16 protein-coding genes are annotated in these 22,232 nt (G+C 53.9%); 3 read left to right on the top strand and 13 right to left on the bottom strand.

All coding sequences use genetic code 11. The features are described from left to right. Window position 1: 1 nt before the first annotated feature. The 7 genes from ORG26_RS16230 to ORG26_RS16200 form a co-directional block, all read right to left on the bottom strand. Window positions 2-1,102, bottom strand: coding sequence for a glycosyltransferase (locus ORG26_RS16230; RefSeq protein WP_266363581.1), 1,101 nt, complete (start codon window positions 1,100-1,102; stop codon window positions 2-4). Window positions 1,103-1,164: 62 nt separating this feature from the next. Further along, entirely contained in the window at window positions 1,165-2,133 is a 969-nt protein-coding gene (locus tag ORG26_RS16225; protein ID WP_266363579.1) for a hypothetical protein, read from the bottom strand. Window positions 2,134-2,168: 35 nt separating this feature from the next. Beyond that, window positions 2,169-3,455, bottom strand: a complete 1,287-nt coding sequence (locus ORG26_RS16220; RefSeq protein WP_266363577.1) for an MATE family efflux transporter — start codon at window positions 3,453-3,455, stop codon at window positions 2,169-2,171. A gap of 49 nt (window positions 3,456-3,504) precedes the next feature. Beyond that, on the bottom strand, window positions 3,505-4,089 hold the full coding sequence (locus ORG26_RS16215) for a sugar transferase (protein ID WP_266363576.1): 585 nt from the start codon (window positions 4,087-4,089) through the stop codon (window positions 3,505-3,507). Window positions 4,090-4,268: 179 nt separating this feature from the next. After that, window positions 4,269-6,263, bottom strand: a complete 1,995-nt coding sequence (locus ORG26_RS16210; RefSeq protein WP_266363574.1) for a GumC family protein — start codon at window positions 6,261-6,263, stop codon at window positions 4,269-4,271. A gap of 940 nt (window positions 6,264-7,203) precedes the next feature. Beyond that, the gene (locus tag ORG26_RS16205; protein WP_266363572.1) at window positions 7,204-8,469 is read right to left on the bottom strand and encodes a WcaI family glycosyltransferase; all 1,266 of its coding nucleotides are present in this window, start codon (window positions 8,467-8,469) and stop codon (window positions 7,204-7,206) included. 535 nt (window positions 8,470-9,004) lie between these two features. Further along, complete coding sequence (locus ORG26_RS16200) at window positions 9,005-9,811, bottom strand: polysaccharide biosynthesis/export family protein (protein WP_266363570.1); 807 nt, start codon at window positions 9,809-9,811, stop codon at window positions 9,005-9,007. Between the two features lie 550 nt (window positions 9,812-10,361). Between ORG26_RS16200 and ORG26_RS16195 the strand changes: the two genes are divergently transcribed. Both ORG26_RS16195 and ORG26_RS16190 read left to right on the top strand, forming a co-directional pair. Next, complete coding sequence (locus ORG26_RS16195) at window positions 10,362-10,655, top strand: hypothetical protein (protein WP_266363568.1); 294 nt, start codon at window positions 10,362-10,364, stop codon at window positions 10,653-10,655. 157 nt (window positions 10,656-10,812) lie between these two features. Then, on the top strand, window positions 10,813-12,240 hold the full coding sequence (locus ORG26_RS16190) for a mandelate racemase/muconate lactonizing enzyme family protein (protein ID WP_266369423.1): 1,428 nt from the start codon (window positions 10,813-10,815) through the stop codon (window positions 12,238-12,240). An 86-nt stretch (window positions 12,241-12,326) separates the two neighbouring features. Here ORG26_RS16190 and ORG26_RS16185 read toward each other — a convergent pair whose 3' ends face one another. The 3 genes from ORG26_RS16185 to ORG26_RS16175 all read right to left on the bottom strand — a co-directional run bounded on the left by ORG26_RS16185 (window position 12,327) and on the right by ORG26_RS16175 (window position 16,901). Then, the gene (locus ORG26_RS16185) at window positions 12,327-14,231 is read right to left on the bottom strand and encodes a DUF3857 and transglutaminase domain-containing protein (protein WP_266363566.1); all 1,905 of its coding nucleotides are present in this window, start codon (window positions 14,229-14,231) and stop codon (window positions 12,327-12,329) included. After that, the gene (locus tag ORG26_RS16180) at window positions 14,228-16,216 is read right to left on the bottom strand and encodes a DUF3857 domain-containing protein (protein WP_266363565.1); all 1,989 of its coding nucleotides are present in this window, start codon (window positions 16,214-16,216) and stop codon (window positions 14,228-14,230) included. Before ORG26_RS16180 ends, ORG26_RS16185 begins: the two co-directional genes overlap by 4 nt. Window positions 16,217-16,286: 70 nt before the next feature. Then, a complete protein-coding gene (locus ORG26_RS16175) occupies window positions 16,287-16,901 on the bottom strand; it encodes a DUF1684 domain-containing protein (RefSeq protein WP_266363564.1) in 615 nt (204 codons plus the stop codon). A gap of 234 nt (window positions 16,902-17,135) precedes the next feature. Between ORG26_RS16175 and ORG26_RS16170 the strand changes: the two genes are divergently transcribed. Continuing rightward, a complete protein-coding gene (locus tag ORG26_RS16170) occupies window positions 17,136-17,510 on the top strand; it encodes an HPF/RaiA family ribosome-associated protein (RefSeq protein WP_266363562.1) in 375 nt (124 codons plus the stop codon). 59 nt (window positions 17,511-17,569) lie between these two features. Here the strand turns inward: ORG26_RS16170 and ORG26_RS16165 are convergent, their stop codons facing one another. The 3 genes from ORG26_RS16165 to ORG26_RS16155 form a co-directional block, all read right to left on the bottom strand. Then, the gene (locus tag ORG26_RS16165) at window positions 17,570-21,058 is read right to left on the bottom strand and encodes a PAS domain S-box protein (RefSeq protein WP_266363560.1); all 3,489 of its coding nucleotides are present in this window, start codon (window positions 21,056-21,058) and stop codon (window positions 17,570-17,572) included. A 351-nt stretch (window positions 21,059-21,409) separates the two neighbouring features. Beyond that, window positions 21,410-21,760: a hypothetical protein gene (locus tag ORG26_RS16160; RefSeq protein WP_266363558.1), complete on the bottom strand. Its 351-nt coding sequence runs from the start codon at window positions 21,758-21,760 to the stop codon at window positions 21,410-21,412. After that, window positions 21,739-22,161: a HEPN domain-containing protein gene (locus tag ORG26_RS16155; protein ID WP_266363556.1), complete on the bottom strand. Its 423-nt coding sequence runs from the start codon at window positions 22,159-22,161 to the stop codon at window positions 21,739-21,741. Before ORG26_RS16155 ends, ORG26_RS16160 begins: the two co-directional genes overlap by 22 nt. Window positions 22,162-22,232: the final 71 nt, after the last annotated feature.

Genomic DNA, 22,232 nt, shown 5'->3' with positions numbered 1-22,232 from the left:
GTTACACCACCCTTAAAAGTCTGTTACTCAATTGAGCAGAAACAACATCACTCTGATTATCAGCGCCCTGCTGCACCAGCCCCGAATCGAGGCAGGCCGTCAGACTGCCTTTGCGGTACTCAATGACGCCGGACGGAGCCTGCACCTGCAAGCCCCCCCGGGGGTGCCAGCGACGGGCGACACAGAGCACCGTCAGGCCGTGCGCGCGCATGGCGGACACCGCCCCGCTTTTTTCGATCAGCGCCATCGGCGTGGTGGCAATCCCCAGCGAAGCCCGCCTCAGGATGGCCGAGATCTGTTCCGCGGATTGCTCACCGGCAATTTCGACGGGCAGTTTGTGCGCTCTCCAGACAGCGGCCCAGCGTTCCTGTTCCGTCCCACAGCGTCCGACGATCATCAGCTTTACCCGGATCGCCTGGCTGCGGGAGTAGTGGGCCGCCTCTGCCGCCAGGTCCTCCACCGGCGCACCAGGATGGATTCCGCCAAACAGCACGAGTGTGTCCGTCGGTGTACCGTCTGCCCGCTCGCCGGTTTCCGGCAGGGGCGTCGAAAGCAGCGGGATATTCGAGAACAGCGGGAGGTGTTCGGCCTGCACGCCCAGTTCTGCCAGGTACGCCAGATACAGGTGGCTCTGCGTGTGCACGACCGAGGGTTTTAGCCGGCTCAGCAACGATTTGATGATAAACCGCTGGGCGCCACCCCACCAGATATGTTTCAGGGGCGCATCCGTATCCATGCCGACCCACAGTTCATGCAGCATCACGTGCCACTTGCACCCCTTGCCGAGGCTTGCCAGCCGGTACGGAAGGCCCAGGGGCAAGCCTTTGGGGTGAAACGAAAAAGGCACAAACTGCAGGCTGATCCAATCCGGAGTAAAGCGGGCGATCCAATGGCGGGCGTGCTCAAACCGCGCCGACTCCGACAGGCCGGTAGGCAGTCGCAGCGTAGGAACCAGTACGCCTTCACTGTATTGCCTGCCGTCAAACTCGGACGTCACAAACAGGTCGTTCAGCGCCACGCAGGCCACGGCATGACCTTGCCGGGCCAGTTCTCCGGCCAGCCTGCGTGTATAATCGCCGACGCCATCGCGCCCGGGCTCCATTGATCCACAGAGAAAAACAATCCTCATCGCCTACGCTTTTTACTTTAAATCGAATTCTGAATCTAACTCTTCACATAAAAACGGTTCAGGAAAAGAGAAGCAATCAAGCTCATATTTTTCACCTTAATTGTAACCGGACTATGTGTGCTGATTGGCCGCCCGGTATATTGCCAGAAGTTGCGGTCCGCTACCGAAAGTTTAAAACCTTTCAATGCATTCAGTATAAAGTTTTTTTCCCAGGGCTTCGGCGACCCGATCGCGTGGGCCATCATGATCGCGCCATGGCAAAATCCCATGCCTTCTTTGCCGACAAAACTTACTTGTCCTTCCCAGGCTTCGATCGCCGCATTAAGCGCATCCTGATCGGTTTTTGGAAAAGGAGCAAAATAGCTGGTTGCTTCTTCCGGCAACGCGGGTCCGGTGAGGGAAGAGCGGCTTAATCCACCGATGGCGGGACCCATCTTTTCCTGAATTTGTTTCCATAATTCTAAAAAGGCTTTGTTGTCCCTGCTAACTCCTACAAAACCGCCGTTGGCATAGGTAGCTTCCTTAAATGTTAACCGAATATTCTCTCTAGAAAAGTAACTTCTCCAGGCCACTCGCCGGGGATGATAAGCCGCCATCGGCGAATTGATGTCCTCGCACAAAGCGATGCCGCATTCGGTCCAGTGTTCAAACAGATTCCACTTCTCGCAAACGGTTATATCGGGGTCAAAATAATACATAGAGGCGGCTTCCCGGGCCGGGCCGTCCCAGACTTCCAGCAGAAAATCCGGCTTGTAATTGGTCAGGTGATAATCCGTCGTTAAGGGTATAAAATGAATCTCAATATCCTGCGTCACGGACAGCGTTACAGCTCCTTTCCAGCCAAGAGACAGGTTGCTTTTTGCCGAAGAAGCCCAGAATGGAAGGTTGCCCCGATACCCTGCATAGACAGGTCCTGAATAGCCCTGCTGGCAAAGGGAATTGACCAAAACCGCCAGTCCATAATGGTAATGACTCTCAAAAAGAGTACAGATCGCCGAACGCATATAGGTGGTTTATCCTTTGTTTTATGTCGTTTAATTTAACTTTTAAGAACTTTAATCATTCCATAAGACCCGTTGATTATGGCCTGCACTACTGAGATAAAGATATTAAAATATAATACCCCTGCCAGGGTCGAAAGGTCTATTGCATAAACGCCAATCAGAATGGATAGGAAATTTATTGGAATTGACAAAACCGGCGCAATCGCCCAGCCCCGACTGGTGTAAATCCGGAAAGATATCCCGGCAATCAGGCCGATACAACTGCCGATTGTATTTAAGACCAGTTCGTGGCCCAAGCCCATGTATTCGCTACCCAAAAGCCATAATATCTGCGTCTGGAATAACCACACAAAGCCCACAATAACGAGGCAGATCGCCACCAGCGCAACGTGAATTTTGATGTATGCCCCCACCAGAAGGCCTTTCTGATTATCCAGCCGGGCAAAACGGGGAGCAATGAGCGTCCCGAAGACGGTGTTGATCAACGTCAGCACAACGGCCAGACGCCCCAACGCCCCGATCTGCGCCACCGCCGTGGTCGTGCCCAGCAGCGAAATGAGCCAGATAGTGATCTGACCCGACAAACAGTAGTAAATCGATCCGGGCAGGATGCGCTGGACAAACTTCAGGATTTGTTTTCTGAGCTCGGGGTCTGAAGCCTGCCGCCAGTCGGCATAGCCTTCGGAGATTTTCTTTATATGGGTGTTTCCAAAAACCTGCGGAATCCCGGCCGCCAGAATGGCGACCGAAGCAAACGGAAAGACCAGTAAGCCCGGCAGCAGCAACGCCAGACGGCCCAGATTGACGGCTACGTTGTTTTTCTGCAAAACGGGAATGTCCTGGCGCAGGCTGGGCGCTACCTTGAGCAGTTCGCCGGTCAGGCCGGCGAGGAAAGCGGGAATCAGGGCGGCCACGATCAGTCCGGCCGTCAGCCAGTCGGCTCCGTGCTGGTGGAGCAGATAAAACAGGACTGGGACCGATACCACCAGACTGACGGCCCCGAACGTCCGGCGCAATTGCAGGCCGGTTGCCATCACCGCGCCCAGTTTTTGCCGGTCCTGCCAGACCTTTCCTCCCTGGGCCATCACCCCGGAGGAGATGCCACCGTCGGCGAGTACGGTCATTGTTCCCAGCATGGTATTGGCCAGCGTATACAGCGCATACTCGCCGGTAGACAGCAGCCGGATGACCAGAATGCCGCTTATCAGCCCTATGGCCTGAACAGCAATCTGGGCCGAGCCGGTAAGGGTAATCAATCTGCCCCACTCCAGCCATTGGGCGTGGGCTGTCCGGGTATGGATGTATTGTGCCAGTGCTTTCATTGCGTTCGCTTACCTATGCCTACGAGATTTAACGGAACCATACCCCTGATTACCAGGCGTCTTTGTCTCCGGTCAGCATATTGCGTACAGTCCACCAGCAGATTTTAAGGTCCAGCCCCAGCGTGACTTTTTCGATGTACCAATGGTCCAGGCGGACGCGGTGGCGCATCTGCTGGAGCCGGGTGGTTTCTCCCCGACACCCGCGCACCTGCGCCAGCCCGGTAATCCCCGGCTTGACCAGATACCGGTCGCGGTAGCCGGGCAGCGTGTTCCAGTACTGGGCGTCGTGCTGAATGGCGTGCGGACGGGGCCCCACGATGCTCATTTCGCCCATGAGGACGTTCAGCACCTGGGGAAGTTCGTCCAGATTCGATCTCCGGAGAAAGCGGCCCACTTTAGTGACGCGGGGGTCGTTGAGGGTAGTCTGCTGAAACCCGTCACTGCAGCCATGGACCATCGTCCGGAGTTTCAGGCACCGGAAATGCTGGCCGTTGCGGCCTGTCCGCAGTTGCACAAAGAAGACCGGCCCCCGGGACGTAAGCCGAATCAGCGCACCGAGGAGCGGAATAAGCCAGGTAAGCACGAGCACGATGACGAGAATCGCAATCAATAAATCGAAGGCACGCTTCCCCACGAGCTGATAGGCGGAAGATTCCGCAGGTGCCTTAACATGCCGGCCTCTTCTGTTGAACCCAACCGCCTGGTATCCAGAGAAGTCTAACATAGAAATGATTCATAAGGTGTGAATTGTGTGACAGAGTGGACCGTTCCCTGCCCCGCACGGGCAAGGCTTTCGTCCGGCACTATGTATTGCTATTTCAGACGTTTGTACGAATACCCTTTTCGGTACGTGTAGCTGTAGTAATTGTTGTCGTCTTCCCCGATGCCGTTCAGCACAATGTTCAGGTTCTGGAATTTCTGCCCATTGTAGTGCGAATTCAACACCCGGAGATGGTCTTTCGGGGTCACGTTGTGCCGGATCAGGTACAAGGTTGTGTCGGCAAAAGGAGCCACGAGTTGGGCGTCGGTGACCAGACCGCTGGGCGGCGTATCAATCAGGACGTAAGCAAACCGTTGTCGCAGTTCCTCAATCAGTTCCGCCAGACGCGGGCTGCTGAGCGAAACCGTCGGATTAGCCACCAGACTGCCGCTGGGAATGAGGTAGTAGTTGTGCAGACCGGCGATGGGCTGAAGAACGTCGTCGAGCGACGCCACGCCATTGAGGTAGTCGTTGATGCCCGGTCCGTTCTCCATGCCGAGCATTTTCCGGAGCGTGGGCCGCCGCAGGTCCATTTCCAGAATGACCGTCGGCTGGTTAATCATGGACAGGCTGGCCCCCAGATTCAGGGTCAGAAATGATTTTCCCTCGCCGCTGATGCTGGAAGTAATCAGCAGCACCTGACTGGCGGCTCCCGAGCGGTTCCGGGCCAGCTGCAGGTTGGTACGGAGCATCTGAATCTGCTCGGCCGCGACCGACATATCGGGGACGATGATGGAGCCCGGCTGCCGCTTCCGGACAATCTCGCCCATGATGGGGATGGGCGTCGTCGCTTCCACATCCTGCCGGCTGCTGATCCGGTTGTTAAACAGTTCTTTCCCGGCAATGGCCAGCACGGGCAGCAGGAGGCCGATCATGCCGAAGAGGACGAAGATGGTCGATTTCACGGGCTTCACCGGCGTTCCGCTGCTGCGGGCCAGGTCGAGCGTCCGGGCATCGGAATTGACCGCCCCGTAAGTAATGGCGGTCTCCTCGCGCTTTTGCAGGAGGTAGGTATACAGATTGTTCTTGATCAGTTGCTGCCGGGTGATGTTCAACAGTCGCCGCTCCTTGACCGGAATCGTCCGGATAACTTCCTCCATCCGCTTGTTCTTGTCCTTATACTGCGAATGAGCCCCCAGCAGCATCTCCTTCATGGTTTCGATGTTGTCGATGATGTTCGCCCGGGTGGCCAGAATCTGGCTGTCGATGGTCTGGAGCATCGGGTTTTTCGGCGAGGTGGTCCGGGCAATCTGGTCGCGCTCCATTTCCAGCTGGGTCATCTTCTGGATGAGAGAAACCAGCAACGGGTCCGACAGCCCCAGCGTGGCGGGCGTTCCACTGCGATTGGCGGGCTGGCTGTTGACGAAATTGACCAGATTGTCGAGCGACGCGAGTTGAATGTCGATCTGGCTCAGGTGAGAGTCGTTATCTTTTACACTCGACAGGAAAGATTCTGCCTGGCTGCCCAGATCCGTGATTCCGTTCTCTGACTTGTAATTTTCAATGCTCTTTTCCACCGCCGAAAGTTCGCCCGAAATCAGCGCCAGACGGCTATTGATAAACTCCAGCGTCTGGGCCGTTCCTTTCTTTTTATCCTCAACGGATGCTTTGTTGTATTCGGCGATAAGGTCGTTCAGAACAGCCTTTCCCCGCTCCGGAAACGCGTCGGTCAATGTCAGTTTAAGCACGGAAGATGACTCGCTGGTCGGTTTGACACTCAGCCGTCCGATGAAATCGCCCGCGGCGGAAGACAAGCTCATCACCTGAACCTGAAGCGCCTTTACCGAAGGGTCAAACGTGTTTTTTGTAAGAATGCGAAGCGAGCCGTATGGTGTTTCGATAAGCTTGTTTAACAGGTATGATTTATCGTCAATCAACACCGTTTCCGCATTGGGAAATTGTAATACCAACGGCTTATTATATAAAACAGGATAAGCGTTGACAACTTCAACTTTAACCGGAGACGTTTCGTACAGCTCCAGCATTCCAAAAGTAGCGGGCTTAAAATAGCGAATATCCAGATTCAGCTTCTGGATAACCTTTTCCATTAAGGTATACGTATATAATACTTCTATTTCATTTTCAATTTCCTTATCCTTAAATGCTCCCCCTTCAAAGTCTTTCAGCATAACGGCTCCGCGACTTCCTGAACCATCGTGCTGAATGAGAAGCCGGGCTTCCATTCTGTACTGGGGCTGCTGATAAGCCAAGTAAACATAAGCGCCTGCCATTGCCAGAGCTAATGACACAATAAACCAGGGCCAATGCCGGAGATACCTTGTAATAGCCGCTCTAAAATCCACAGGTTTCACAACCTGGAAAGAAGCATCCAGATACGTATTGGTAGTGGCCATAGCTTATGATTTAAATGACTGAATAATTAATTAAAAAACACTAATGACAATGACTTCATTTATCAAATAAGCTTTGCGAAACTGAAATCAGTATAAGCTGATCATCTATTCGCGGCTTTATATGCCTGGAGAAAAAATATTGTCCGTTAAAAAGATATTTGTTGTTTTATAAAATAAATACAAAAACGACATTTCATTTGTGGACCTCAATTTTTGCATAATTTTCTTCTTTTACAAGTTTGAGTAAACAAAATGTAACCTTTTGGTACAGTGAAAACTAAATTTTAATGTGGCTACTTTATACAATCGACCAATAATTATTCGTTTAACAGACAATTTTTAAATCGTTGAGAATAATCCTATTTTTAAATGTATTGGTATTCATTTTTTTATCTGTAAAATATTTAAATGTTATTATTCTCTATTAGGTCATAAAAAGCTTTTACAGAGTATCAGTTGTTCATTTGAAATTTCAATGAAAATAGTAAAGCAAAAAAACAAGCATCACTCTGTTAATTATCAGACATTTTCATAAAGTACTCTCTTCTCAATTTTACTAAGCGATTTATTTTTTTATCCCTCTATTGCCAATCATAAATACATTGATACATGAGTTTTGCTTTATCTGCTTTGCTCAAATAGAAACCGAAGGCATTACTTTCCCTGAAATCTGGGCGGTCATTTGTTCAACCTTTTTCTCAAAATCGCTCAGAATTACTTCTTTACTCAAGTATTTCTCCGCATAGACTCTGGCGCTTGTCCTGTAAACGTCAAGATCAGCGGCCAGAGCGTTGCTGATACCGTCGAAAAGGGCCTCGGTGGATTCCGGCTCGACCAGAATGCCGAACTGGTGTTCCCTGACGACCCTGTACAGCGAAGTACCCGGCGAAGCGGTGACCAGCGGGCAGCCCCCGGCAGCCAGGATTGAGGTGAGTTTGGAGGGCATTACCAGATCCGATGCTGATTTTTTCTGCAATACCAGGTGCAGATCAGCCGTTGCCAGCAGAGCCGATAGTTTGGCATAAGGCTGCAACGGAAAGAACTGAATGTTGGTCAGGTGGTACGACTCGGCCAGACGCTGCAACCGCTTTTTAGCGCCGCCGGAGCCGGTAATCAGAAAAACCACATCGCTTCGGTGCTGAAAAAGCCGGGCCACTTCGATGACCTGTTCAAGCCCCTGCTTCTCTCCCAGATTGCCGGAGTACAGAATCACTTTATCCGTGGCTTTCAGGCCAAACTCTTCCCGCAGCGAGGCATCTTTGGGCAACGGGCGGATGTGGTTTTCGTCTACCCAGTTGGGGAAAAGAATGCATTTGTGCTCGTCAATGCCCTTTGCTCTGATTTTATCCAGCATTCCATCACTGATAGAAGAAACCATCGTACAGCGATCCAGGATGAATTTTTCGGCTTTGAAGAGCAGTTTCAGCAAGCGCTCGCTGGAGATCATGCCCAGGTCGCGGGCGGCATCCACCTGCAAATCCTGAATGTGGTACACGAACGGCACCCCTTTCAGTCTGGAGTAAAACAGCGCCGGAAAACCAAGATGGAAAGCGGGCGAAACGCAGATGACGAGGTCGTACCGCCTGCCGAAAAGAGCCTTCAGCCAATACGGAATGCTGCCGGCGGTGAAAGAAAACTCATGCAGAATCCGCTTCAGAGCGGTGACCTCTCTGGGCACGTACAAGGGCGTCCGGTACACCGTCACTCCGTTCAGGTTTTCTGAGAACCAGAGCTTCCCTTTGTACGCCGAGTGACGTTCCCACTCGGGATAATACGGATACGCCGTGATTACGTCAACACTGTGATTATTACGCGCCAGCCAGGCCCCCAGTTCACCCGAATACTTACCGATGCCTGTTAACTCAGGTGCGTAGTTAATGCCATATATAAGTACTCTCATCTCCGTAAAAATTACTCACATCAATCAAAGAAAATTATTACCTATTATAATTTGACGTTGTTTAACTCAGATGGCCTTTTCGTTTTAGCATTAGAAAAAGCGCCCGGAATGCGGCACAAGGTTATATAAAGTGACTTTTTCGCAAAAAAGAATGAAACAAGGCCTCGTTCTATTAACAGACAATATCCGCCAGACCGAGGTAGTTCATTGGAAAAGACTTCGAGCCAATGCCCATCATCTCGCCATTTCAACTTTTTAAATCGTGCAAATTTGAAACGGGGATAGCCTTTAGTTGCTAAAAAATGAACCTATTTTTATCTATATGTTAAAGCATTTTCGCCTTCTTTTAGCTTCCGATTTCATGAATAAGATTTAATATTTTATTTTATCTAACCTTTCGTCTGTTTCTTATTATCTCATTTTGTACAATTACCCAATCTTATTCACTACTGATTATTGAAAAAGTTCAAAAGGCACAAAGTTTACTTCTTTGTTTTGTCACCAAGCCAGAATTAGTATTACTCTTTTGCGTTTGTCAGCGCAGCAGAAAGAATACGGTGATACTGGCTACACTTAAGATTAGAGGAAGCACTTGAAAAGCCCGGTCGACGGTAGTTCCCTTAGCCTTGGACGGCTCGACATAGACAACGTCGTTGGGACGGAGGTAATAAAAAGAAGAGGCAAAGAGATCCCGGTTCCCGAGATTGATCCGGTTGAAGGTTCGTTTTCCGTTTACTTCCCGAATCAGCATCACGTTATCGCGGCGGCCAAATACGGTTATATCACCGGCCAGACTTAACGCCTGCGTCAGGGTTATCTGCTCGTTATAAATAGAAAGCATGGTCGGTTTGGTAACCTCACCCAGTACGGAAATACGAAAGTTCATATTGCGCACATTGACGGTAGGTTCTTTCAGGTATTCCGACAGTTCTTTTTTGATTTTTTCACCTGCCTGGTAGGTAGTCAGCCCAAGCACATTAATTTTTCCGACAAGCGGCAGTTCGATCGTTCCTTCCGGACTGACGAGGTAGCCTAAATCTTTTGGAACCGTCACGGAGGAGCCTCCGCTTACGGAATTATCCATTGAACTGGCGATGGACGAGTGAGGATTGAAATAAGCCGTTGCCTGCTGGTTCAGGCTGGTTACCTGGACGGACAACACATCTCCTTTTTGAATAGAAGGAATATAAGGATCAAGAAGCGGAAGAGAATCTATTCGATTGGTTCCTTCCTGAAAATAGACCAGTTTTCTGGTGGAACCGCAGGATGTAAGAATAAACAGGAAAGCAGAAAAGAAAAGAAAAGAAATTACAGACTTAGGCAAGTATTTCAGTTTTATCATAAAAGGAAAATCTACCGGGTTAAGAGGAACAGATTATACGAATCTATTCATCCAGCGCCATGAAGACAAATGCACATTTATGACTTGTTATATATTTGCATGTCAACATTAAATTTTTCTTATTTTCAAGAATAGCATTTTTTATAAGGAGATCTTTTATATTAAACTATTTCAATATTTTTTTTTATGCGATTCTAGCTTAGAATGACCTTTTTTTATCCGAAGGAACAAGCCGGTTAAATGAAAACATTTTCATTACAAGAAGGGAGTTTTTACCCATCCCAGCAGATTTATTTTCACAAAACCCATTAACCGTTTAATAACAATATGATATTTTATATATTTAATGAATAAAATTCAACAAAAATCTTAATCGAATTATAAGCCGCCGGGCCGGCGACTTACGGTCTTTCGTTCGTAGTTTTGAACCGGATTTCCGCTAGGTCTGCTGAACTCCACACATCTTCCTGCCGAAAAGGAAAGGTGGCCGAATCTTTGCTGTTTTTAGTACCGACGCCGTACCGTAACTGTACTCACACTGATCGAAGAGATGAATCCTGCACACGAGGAGATTGCTCTGTGCCTGACGGACTGGATCGCCCAGGGCACCCGGTTCCCTTTGTCCGGCACCTTTACCCCACCCCGCCACGTTGTTCACCACCTTGCGCTGGTCGCCGGAAAATTCTTTGATAAACATCCGGAATTGCTCACGGATGACGTGCTGGAATCACTCGCCGCCGAGGCGGCCTGTCCCGAGCTGCAACCGCACGAATCAGACCCCGAACTTACCGCGCTTCGCCAGGTACTCCAGCGTTTTGCCCTGAGTCTTGCCATGCCTGCCTGATTGTTATCTATTTCTGGCAAAAAATTCCTTTTTATAGTATTATATACTTAAAATCTTTCTCTTTAGGGTAAGAACTACAATACTTTCTCCCCTAAATCCATGATTAACCATGAAAGATTTTAAGAAGCTGTTTGGCTCGCTGCCTGACCGACCTGAAATGGCCTCCAGCACCCCTCAGGAGGACTCTTCTGCCGCTACCGGACAGAACCGCCGCAACTTCCTGCGCAATTCGACGCTTGGGGGGCTTTCGCTTGGATTACTGTTTGACGGGCAGACCGAACGGGAAATGGAATTCGTGACGCAGCGCGTAAAGCGGGATTCCAAGCCGTCCGACCTGCGGATTACGGATATGCGGATAGCCGTTCTCCAGGGTGTGCCCTTCACCAGCCCGATCATCCGGATTGATACCAACCAGGGCCTGGTGGGCTGGGGTGAGGTGCGTGACGGGGCCAGCGCCAATTACGCGCTGATGCTGAAAAGCCGGATTCTGGGTAAAAACCCCTGCAACGTCGAGCAGCTGTTCAAAATCATCAAACCGTTTGGTAACCACGGACGCGCCGCCGGTGGCGTCTGCGGCGTCGAAATGGCGCTCTGGGACCTCGCCGGAAAGGCGTACAACGTACCGGCCTACCAGCTGCTGGGCGGCAAATACCGGGATTACGTCCGTCTGTACGCCGACACGCCGGAAGGCAAGAACTACGACGAATTTGCGGTGAATATGAAGAAGCGCAAGGACGCCGGGTACGCCTTCCTGAAAATGGACTTCGGTATCGGGATGCTGGCCGGACAGCCGGGTATGCTCGTCGGAGCCGACGCCTGGAGCATCAAACAGGCGTACAACGACCAGCTGGCGGGTAAACTTGGCAATTACGCCATGACGCGCCACCCGTTCACCCGGATTCAGATTACAAAAAAAGGGCTGGATAAGCTGTCGGAACACGTCGGACGCGTCCGCGACATTGTGGGCTACGATACTCCGCTGGCGGCCGACCACTTCGGCCACTTCGACGTCAACACGGCCATTCAGGTCGGAAAGGCGATGGAACAGTACCGTCTGGCGTGGCTGGAAGACCTCATCCCCTGGTTCTACACCGACCAGTGGAAGCAGATTTCCGACGCCATCGAAACCCCGACGCTGACGGGCGAGGACATTTTTGCAAAAGAAGAATTCATCAAGCTCATCGATGCGCGGGCGGTGGACATGATTCACCCGGACCTGGCATCGTCGGGCGGCCTGCTGGAGACGAAGAAAATCGGGGATTATGCCGAAGAACACGGTATCCCGATGGCCATGCACTTTGCCGGCTCGCCGATCTGCATGATGGCGAACGTACACTGCGCGGCCGCGACCGAAAACTTTGTGGCGCTGGAACACCACGGCGTCGACGTGGCCGGCTGGGAAGACATCGTCAACGGCATCAAGCCCATCGTCGAAAAAGGCTTCGTGAAAGTTCCTGACCGCCCGGGCCTCGGCGTCGACCTGAACGAAGACGTAGCCAAGCGCTTCCTCAAGAAAGACGCCACCTGGTTTGCTCCCACCGACATGTGGAACAACCGCGACTCGTGGGACCGGGAGTGGAGTTAAGGGTTGAATGATTGAATTTTGAATGATTGATTGGCTCCGCCATTTCAGCGCTGCGGAGCCTAATCAACCATTCAATCATTCAAAATTCAATCATTAATTTTCAGCACCACCTGCATCCGGTCGAATTTGACCAGTTTTTGCCGAAAGGCCATGTACTCCGGGTAGGCTTCGGGCGGGAAGGTGCCGCCTTCTGCCTGGAGTCGCCGGATGTAAATCAGTTTCTCGCCTTCCTGGCGGACAGTGGCCGAGTAATTCCCAAACTTCGAGGTGTACTCCACCGGGCTAAACAGGCTTTCGACGGTCGTGTGCGGCGGCAGTTGACAAACGACCGTATCAACATCGACATAGCCATCCGGTAGCTGAAAAGCGGTTTTTCGCGACGCCCCGTCTGTCGGAACGGTTCGGATGGCCGACAGCAGGTTGGGATTCAGAAACAGGCGCGTGCCGCTGCGACTGGCCCCGTTAGGAATTAGGAGCGACAGCTTTTCGGTGACTTTCGGCAGCACGTCGCGCTTCGCCTCGAACGAAAAAGCCCGAATGTCGTAGCTCGGAAGGCGAATCTGCCGGTAAAGCCATTTTTTCTGCTCATCCGGTGCCAGCAGGTGCATTACCTGCTCGTGGTCCTCCGCCTGCAAACCGGCATACTCGGTCACGACTTCGGCATTCGCATCGCCGCTCTCCCCTATTTTCAGGTCAATCCGGCGTGTCAGGCGGCTGTCGGTGGGTTTATACGTCGGCGTGCGGACCAGTTTTCCGCCCTCCGGCGTCAGCAGCAGCGCGTGGCGATTGCCGGTAAAGCTGCCCATGTACCCGGCGGCGTTCAGCGGACTGGTGCATTCCAGCCAGACGGTATCTTTTGCCAGCGGCACGCACAAAATCATGTGGTTGAAACGGGCCGCCGGAAAGTCGGTCAGCACATCCGGCTCGTCGTCGCCGGCCATGACCAGCGCGAGGTGAGAGCGGATACCAGCCGCTTTCAGCAAGGCCGCCGTGTAATTCGACAAAGCTTTGCAGTCGCCATATCCTTTTTCGGCCACCGTCGCGGCCGGAAAGGTCTGCCAGCCGCCCAGGCCCAGCTTGATCAGCACATATCGGGTATGTTTCTGCATGAAGCCGTACACCTTCTCTACCTTTTTTCGGGGGTCCGTTTCTCCCTTCAGCAGGTCCGCCAGCGCTGTTTTCGTCGTTTCCGGCAATTCGTCGCGGTTGGAATTGATGTCGTACACCAGTTTTCCAAATTCCTTCCAGGTGCGCACCACACCTTTGAACGACTCCAGTTCGAGTTCGGAGGGGGCGGTCAGCACCCCGGGACCCAGCCGGTCGTAGCCGAGGTTGTAGGGCTCCCGTTCGCGGACTTTCCGGTCGGCAAGCTGCCACGTATAGCTCCGTCCGGTCCCTTCGTCGGCCGCGGCCGGTTCGGGCAGGCCGTTCATCGTCCGGTACCGCAGCGACTGCCCCGCCGGGAGCGTCACCTTCAGGCTGGCCGACTGAACCGCCATATCCGGGTCCGACAGCGGAAACCATTCTGGGTAAAAAAGCAGATTGCGGGTGGTCCGTTCGTAGCGAAATTCCACCGTAAAGGGGTAGCCCGCGTAACTGAACCCGGCCGTTTTCTGGCGATAATCGGCGTAAAAAGCTTCGTCGCCGATGGCGCTCAAGTCCTGAATGTCGGCCCGTTTGAGCCGCTTGATGACCTTGCCGCTGGCGTCGTAAAGCGTGCCTTCGATATCGGACACCTTCGAAAACTTGTCGTAGACCACCGTCAGGGAGGTGCGGTCTGACCCTTTTTCGTTCAGAATCGTCACGACGGAATGCACCGTTTCCACCGCCTCACCGGGCGATTTTACGGTAAACGTTTCTTCATACTTTCGCAGCACGGCTCCGGCCCCCTCGCCCAGCCCCGCCGGAATGGCCGACGCCCGGTACGACTCCTGCGCCAGCGCGGCCATCCCGTTGAGCAGCAGCGCGGTCAGTAATACAATCTGTTTCATTCGTTTTTGAGAGAAATCTGCGCCTTCGCCGCCCCCTTGACCAGAATCAGCTGCTCGGCGTGTTTGGCAATTAGTTTGTCGTAGAAAAGCCGCAGGCTTTCGTATTCCTGAGGCATGAAGATGGCTTTGTTCAGAACAAGGCGGCTGGCAACCTGCACCTGTCGGCCCGAAACCTGCAACTGAAACGAGAAACGGCCGCCATTGTCGGGCAGCGCAAGGGCCATTCCCTTAGGTGCCTCTTCGACGGAGTACCCTTCCGGCAGGGTGTAGGTAGCCGTGTAAACCTCCTCCAGCGGGACACCCATGTCCACCGGATAACGCCGTTCGGTCAGTTTGAAAGGGTTATTCTGGAGGCTGGTTACGGGCAGCGGATGGAGGTAAATGCGGTCACTTCCGGTCGCTGTGCCCTCGCCGTAGCTCATGCTGCCTTTGGTCACCAGCGCTTCGTCGGGCTTATCGACGCCCGTCACGTCCAGCGTTGACCAGTTCCAGCCCGGATTCTGGCTGCGGAAACGCTGCTTGTACTTTTCGGACCCATCGGTCAGGACGCGGCGGCGGGCTTCGGCACCCGCGTACCCCAAATGGGCAATGGAAACCGTGCCCGTCATCGTCCCATCGGACTGAATGGCCAATTGGAACTGGCCGGAAGTCCGGTTGCGGTCGGGCGTGTTGAGCGTCAGCCAGCGGGCCCGGCGCAGCGCGACCAGACGGCCATCGCCGTTCAGACAGCGCACCGGCAGCGAGCCTGCCTTCAGCAGCGGATCGGTGGCGTCGAGCAGCAGGTCTTTGCCGCCCACCGTTACGGCCCCAATCGTGTAGTTGAATTTGCTAATCAGCGGGTGCTCCCGGCTGACGAGGCCGTTCTGTTTGGTACTCAGAATGACGGGTTTGGCCTCGACACCCATTTCGTTGAGCAGCCCGACCAGAATCAGGTTGAGGTCGGTGGCGCTGCCGGTTTTGGCTTCGTACGCCTGTTTCAGGCCCTGCCGCGACGCCCAGACGCTCTGGGTTTTGTTCCAGGTCATGGCCTGCGTGACGTGCCGGTGGGCAGCCTGTACCCATTGCAGGGTGTCGGCCGACGCCACCGAAGCCCGCACAACCGCCGCCACGGGTTTCAGGAACGCCGTTTTTCGCAGGGCTCCGCCAAACTGTTCGTCGGCCATCAGCGTCCGGTCGAGGTCTTCCCACGTGGAGGAATACGAACGGGCCGGAATGCCCGGCAGCGTCGTCCGGCTAAGTTCGAACCAGACTTTGGCCCGGTAATTTTCCGGACTGACCATGTTGGGTTCTTCGCGGATGGCGGGCAGGTCTTTCATCGCCCAGTGGTATTCGACGCCATCCATCACCGGCTGGGACTTATCCACCACCAGCGGCTCAAAACCCTGAAAGAGAATCCGGTACATAAATCCCGGCGTGAGGCTCAGTTTGTATTCGCTCCACCGCACCGGAATTTCCTGCTGGAAGTTCCATTCCCGGAGCTCGAAGACAAAATCAGAGGAAATCTCGTACTGGAATTCGATCACGGACCCTTGCCGGACATTCGGCAGGGTGAAGCGTTTGACGTAGAGGTTTTCCGAACGGCGCTCCTCAAACAGGGCTTCTTTCGTCAGCGGGTCGCTTTGGACGGAGCCGTCGGCCCGCAGGTTGTGCGTAACGCCCTGGAGGTGTTCCACCCGATCCTCTTTATCGACGCCCTGGCGGTAAAACGGAATCAGGACCGTTGCCTGACTGACCCCGCTTTTCTTCAGAATCTTGATTTTCAGATGCCGCTTGTAAAGAGCGATGTAGCCCCGGTGTTCGTCTTTGGTAATGACGGCGCTGCCAACGTTCGACAAAACCACCGCGTCGGCCGACGAATCGGCGGGGTAAACGGTCATTTTCAGATCGTCAACCGCGGGGCGGCCAAAAGGCTCCGTCTGGGCAAGGGCGGAGAAAAAATGGGTACAGAGCAGTACCGGCAAAAACCAGTTCCGGAGCGTTTTCACAGGAAGTTACGGTATTGATACATGACAATACTGTAATGTATTAAATTCCGTGCCAGCTCCCGCCCCCTATTTAGCGAGCGGTAACATATATTTTTTCGCCCGCCCGGATGGGGCTACGGAGGTGATTTTCCTGCGGCGGAATCGGGCAGGCATAGCCCTCCTGGTAGGCGCAATAGGGGTTGTAGGCCCGGTTGAAATCCAGGGTCAGGCGGCCGTCCCGGATTTGGCCGACGCGAAAGTCAAGGTAGCGTCCGCCGCCGTAGCTTTCCTGCCCATTGGTGGGGTCTTTGAAGGGCACAAAAAGGTAATCGCGGTACTGCGGCATCTGGGCCAGCCGCAGGCTTCGGTACACGGTCAGTTGCTGGGGCTGGCCGTTGAGCGTAAAATGCAGCCGGGCGTAGCGCACGTAGGGTTGTTTCTGCCCGTTGTAGGTCAGCATCTCAAACGGTTCGGCGCCGGTGATGCGTTCCACCCGCGCCTCCACCCGCAGGGTCGAATCCGGCTCGAAAAAGCGCAGTCCGGCCAGCGCCCCGGGCGTTTTGAGCGGGCTGTTGGGCGTTTTCAGGAACTCCTCCCGGTAGGTTTCCCGGTGGCGGGCAATCGTATCGGCAAAGGGCGTCTGCGCCACCGCCATCCGGGCGGACAACATCAGCAGCAGGCCCAGGCCCATCGGGACACTTTTCATACAGCAGGCTTTTTTTGGAAAACAAAGTACGGGTATCCTAAACAAAAATCCCGCCCCGGGCTTTATATAGTGGACCAAAAGAACAGAGAGAACGGAGACAGGATTACCTTCCGGATTGAGGCTCTTTCAGTCGTTTCTCTATTCTCTTTTTTCTGTTTTCTGAGTATCAAATACCGTCTGCCGGAGCCGACAGGGCCGTCGGGCGGGAATGTTTCACTGTAAAGCGTGTTTAAAATGAACAATAACGGAACCCTGGACAATGTGCGGTTGGATATTGAAACCGTTAATTTTGACATCACCGACAATCAGCGTGACATCGTTATGGAAGCCCTCGCCAAGCTGCGCCGGTATTACAGCGGCGACGTGATTACGGCGGAGGTATACATGCGCGTCGAGAGTCATGGCGGGCCAAACGACAAATCACTGCGCATCAAGTACGGTGTGCCGGGCAACGACGTGTTTGCCGAAGACAATGGCGAAAACTGGGGCACGATGGCGCATAACGTCACGGCGAAGCTCAAAAAGCAACTGGAAAAACGCTTCGGCAATTCCATGAACCGCAACCGGGGCACCATCGACGAAATAGACCCGGCGGATCTGGCCGTTTAAACGATGCGGGTGGCACGGCCGCCGGGGAACCCCGTCAACGTCGTGCCACCCGGATTGATTCAGGCCCGCGTAAGGGGCAGAACCAGGTGGAAAGTGGCTCCTTTCCCTTCTTCGGATTCGGCCCAGAGTTCGCCCTGGTGGTTGACCACAATCCGCTGGCAGAGCGCCAGCCCGATACCCGTTCCCTGGTACTGCTGCTGCGGGTGAAGCCGCTGGAACAGCCCGAAAATTTTGTCGGCAAATGCCGGATTGAAGCCGATGCCGTTGTCCGACACGGTGATTTCGCAATGCCGCAGCCGCGGATTGAGCTTCTCGTATCGCCGGACCTCGGCCTCCGTCAGTTCGCGGGAACGGATGACGATCTCGGGCCGCACCTCTTCCCGGGCAAACTTCAGGGCGTTGCCGATCAGGTTATAAAACAATTGCCGCATCTGCACGGGGACCGCCTCCAGCCGGCACAGCCGCTCCACCTCCACCCGCGCATTTTTCTGGCTCAGAGCCATTTCCAGGTCTTTCTGCACCGATTCCACCACTTCGTTGAGGTCAACCTCTTCCAGCAGCTGCATCTGGTGGCTGGTGCGCGAGAAGTCCAGAATGTTCTTGATCAGAACCGACATCCGGTTGGCCGATTCCTCCACTTTGTTGAGGTAATAGAGTCCTTCTTCACTGACGTCCTTGCGGAAACGTTCGGCCAGCAGGCCGGAGTAAATCTGGATTTTCCGCAGCGGCTCCTGCAGATCGTGCGAAGCCACATAGGCGTACCGTTCCAGTTCCTGATTCGACTGCTGGAGCTGCTGGTTCGACTTTTTGAGTTCTTCGGTCCGCACCTGCACCTGTTTTTCCAGTTCCTGCTCCGTCATGCGCTGGGCGGTAATCTCCTGCGATGTACCCCGAATCAGGTACGGGCTGCCGTTTTCGTCGAACAGGACGCGGGCCTGGGTGTGCAGAATGTGTTCCTGCCCCGTTCGCTGGTTAATGACCGTATATTCGAGGTCCATATGGCCGCCGGAAGCCGGGTCCAGGGCCGCCTGGGTTATCCGCTCGAATTCGGGCCGGTCCTTTTCGTGCACGCACCCGACAATCAGTTCCGGCGGCAGGGGGCCGTCCACGCCCAGCCAGTCGCGCACGCGGTCCGAAGAGGTCATCTCCGCCGTCGCCGGATTGATCGTCCAGGTCGCCAGTTCTGCCAGATCGACGGCTTCGCGCAGGCTTTCTTCCGTCTCCCGGAGCTGCTGTTTGGCGTTGACCTGATAGGTGATGTCGAGCGCCATGTTCAGAATGGCGTACACCTTGCCGTCGGCGTCCCGCAGCGGTTTATACGTGAAGTTGAAGTAAAATGTCTGGAGCTTTCCGTCCACGACCAGATCGGCGCGGTCCTCTTTCGCCTGATAAGCGACGCCGCTGGTATACACGTCGGTGAGCAGCTGGTGAAAAGGCTGCCCTTCGAGTTCCGGCAGGGCGTCGTGCAGTTTTTTTCCGATGACCGAAGCGTCTTTGCCCCAGAGCTTCAACATGGCTTCGTTGGCGAGCTGGATCACCATGTCGGGACCGGCGTACACGGCCGTTGCCATCGGCGCACCCAGAACCAGGTTGCGGAAGCGCTTTTCACTTTCCTCCAGTTCTTTTTTGGCTTTGACCTGTGGGGTTACCTCCGTGGCGACCACGATAATGCCGCTGATGGTCCCGTCGCTTTCCCGGATGGGGGCGTAGACAAAGTTGAAATAACAGTCTTCCAGCCCCTTGCTCCGTTCGAGCTGGGCGAGCACTTCGTAGCCGTAGTAGGCTTCGCCGGAAGCATAGACGCCCTCCAGCAGTTCGATAAATCCCTGGCCCTTAATTTCGGGGAGTGCTGCCAGCAGCGGTTTGCCGATGATTTCGACGCCTTTTCCCCATAATTCGAGGATATATCTGTTCGCTTCTACGATAACCAGGTCCTCGCCGCGGAGCATGCCGATGGCGACCGGCGCCTGTACAATCATGTTCCGGAAACGCGCCTCGCTTTCGAGCAGCGCCCGCTGGTTTGCCATTTCCGGGCGCATGTCCCGCATGACGGCCCCTATCGCTATGGGCTGGCCGGTGGCCGGGTCGTCGATGCGGATGGTGTTGTTGTAGAGGGGAAAATGCTCGCCGGTTTTCAGGTGACGCACCCGCATAACGCCCGACCAGCGGCCGGTATTCATCACCGACGGCAATACCTGTTCCCGTACCAGCGAAAAGTCCTCCGGGCTATGCAGGCTGGTAATGGGCGTGGCGAGCACTTCCTCATCACTGTCGAAGCCGAGCATCTGCCGACCGGCCTTATTGATGTACGAGTTGCGTCCGTCCAGTTCCAGGACCGACATCAGTTCCACGCTGTTCTCGACCAGGGCCAGTAGTTTTTGCTGGGCTTCCTGCGCGCTCAGTTCCGGACGCAGATCGCGCATGGTAAAGCCCCGCCCGATGGCTTTGCCGGTCGTCGGGTCGTTGATCCGGATGCCGCTGGCGTGGCAGGGAATGGGCTCGCCGGTTTTGAAATGCCGCAGCATCACCCGCCCGGCCCACGACCCCTGGCTCAGCAGCGTCGGTATGGCTACGTCGCGAATAAAGGCAAACTGTTCGGGCGAGTAAAAGTCGGCGACCATCTTTCCGGCCAGCGGCTCGTCTTCTTCCATGCCGACCAGTTCGCGACCGGCTTTGTTGATGTAGGCCACCCGTCCGTCGAGGTCGGCGATGGCCATGAACGTGAGGCTGCTCTCGACCATGGAGAGCATTTTCTGCTGGCTTTCGCGCAGCGCCATATCCTGGGTAATATCCTGAATGATCGAGAAAATCGTCTCCGGTCGCCCGTATTCGTCCTGGTTGACCGTGCTGTTGATGCTGAGCCAGACGGTGCGGCCGTCTTTGTGCAGGCAGCGTTTCTGGTCCACCAGAGAGCCGGATTTCCCTTTCAGCAGACCGTCCAGTTTTTTCTGGTAGCGTGGCAGGTCGTCGGGGTGCACGAGTTGTTCGTAGGTCTGCCGATACAGTTCGTCGGGGCTGTACCCGGTCATCTGGCAGAACGCCCGGTTGACCTGAAGGAATCCGCCGTCGGGGTCGGAAATAACGATGCCTACCGAGGCGTTGTCAAACGCGTTCTGAAAGCGTCTTTCGACATTGCGGAGGGCCTGTTGCAGCCGGAACTGCTCCGAGATATCCATCAGCGAGCCGACCATGCGGACGGTTCTGCCATTATGCCGGACGGCAAAGGCCCGGTCGAAGACCTGCGCGTAGGTGCCGTTGGGTCGCCGGAGCCGGTATTCTTCGGCCAGTTCGGTGCCCTGATCGATCACCTCCTGCACCCGGCGGCTGACGCGCTCCCGGTCGTCGGGATGGATGAGGGAAGCCCAGCTTTCGGGTCCGGTTGGCGCCTCAGCATTCCCGAATAGCTTATCAAACCGTTCGTTCCGCCAGATTTCGTTGGTTTCCAGATTCCAGTCCCAGAAAATATCGTTGGTGCTTTTGGCAATGAGCTGGAATCGCTCATTGGCCGATGCCGTATCGTCCCCAACAGGTATGTGATCCCCGGTCATGATTGTCTTCAGTAGGCGTACTGTATAAAAGACGAATCTAACCTTTTGGCGCGGGATACCTCATCCTATGCGTAACTTTTCAGCGGGAAAGCGGCACATTTCTCGGCGGGCGTTTCGCTGCCGAATTCATACAGGCCATTTTGAGATCTCTGGCTGATTCCTAAAGGCTTATGCCTCAGGCAGTCTTATCAGGACCTTATACGAAAAAGCCCGCGCTTGCGGGGCGCGGGCGGGTACGGGTAAGCTCCGGTTCAGCCGGTTGTTTGGCCGGTTCTGCTTTCGGAATGAGGCATCCGTCTGCTTCAGCGTATTCGTTTAGCCTTGATCTGCCCGGCCAATGCTTCGCCGGGCTTAGACTTGTACCAGTTCCGTGTGTCGGCTTAAGGGGCGTTCGTATGCATCATCGTCGAACCCTAATTGAGCATGAATTTTCAAATCTTCAACAGATTCATACACCCGAACGCGGTCGATCTGTAAACGCTGGTCTAACGGCAGTTTTTCGTGAAGCAAATCAATGATAAGGTCCGTTTTCTCAAAAGACAGCTTATCGATCAGCGAGGGAGCACTCACCGCGAGCACAAACGAATTCTGAATAAAGCCTTCATAAGCAGGCGCTAGCACAAAGGCATCCACGACCAACCCCTCATTACGAGCCCTCTCAAAAATTGCTTTGAGCGACTCTACCAGTGACTTTGTATCCATTGTAAAAATATTTTTGTAGCATCCAGAAAGCGTCTGACCGTTTGAGGCCTGTATGGACCAGCTTCATATCGTCGGTCCTCTTTCCAACCTGACACGATGGACCATGCCTGATCGAGACCAATATTTACTGCCTTATCCGTCTGCAATCTCCTGCTTAACCCCGAATAAATCAATAGGGTTTCCAGCGAATGAATCTTCAACGGTTCTGATATTCTTTTATTTACCTGAGATTCATCAAACATCTCAATGTCCAGGCGAGAGCATATGGCTGCTTTGAAGGCAAACTCTGCTGCATAACCTGCCAAATAATAAGCATCGTTGTAAAACTTTTCATTGTAAAGACATTCGGCTCCTGCAAGTTTATCCTGAGCCATTCTTTGAAACTCCGCTTTTTGGGGCATAACAATATTCTAGCTATCCAGTCTCAATGAGCCTGTAGAATGATGCTTTTCCAAAATTTTGTGATTGATAA

The organism is Tellurirhabdus rosea (genome assembly GCF_026278345.1).
GTDB lineage: Bacteria > Bacteroidota > Bacteroidia > Cytophagales > Spirosomataceae > Tellurirhabdus > Tellurirhabdus rosea.
This window is presented reverse-complemented; position numbering and strand designations above follow the sequence as displayed.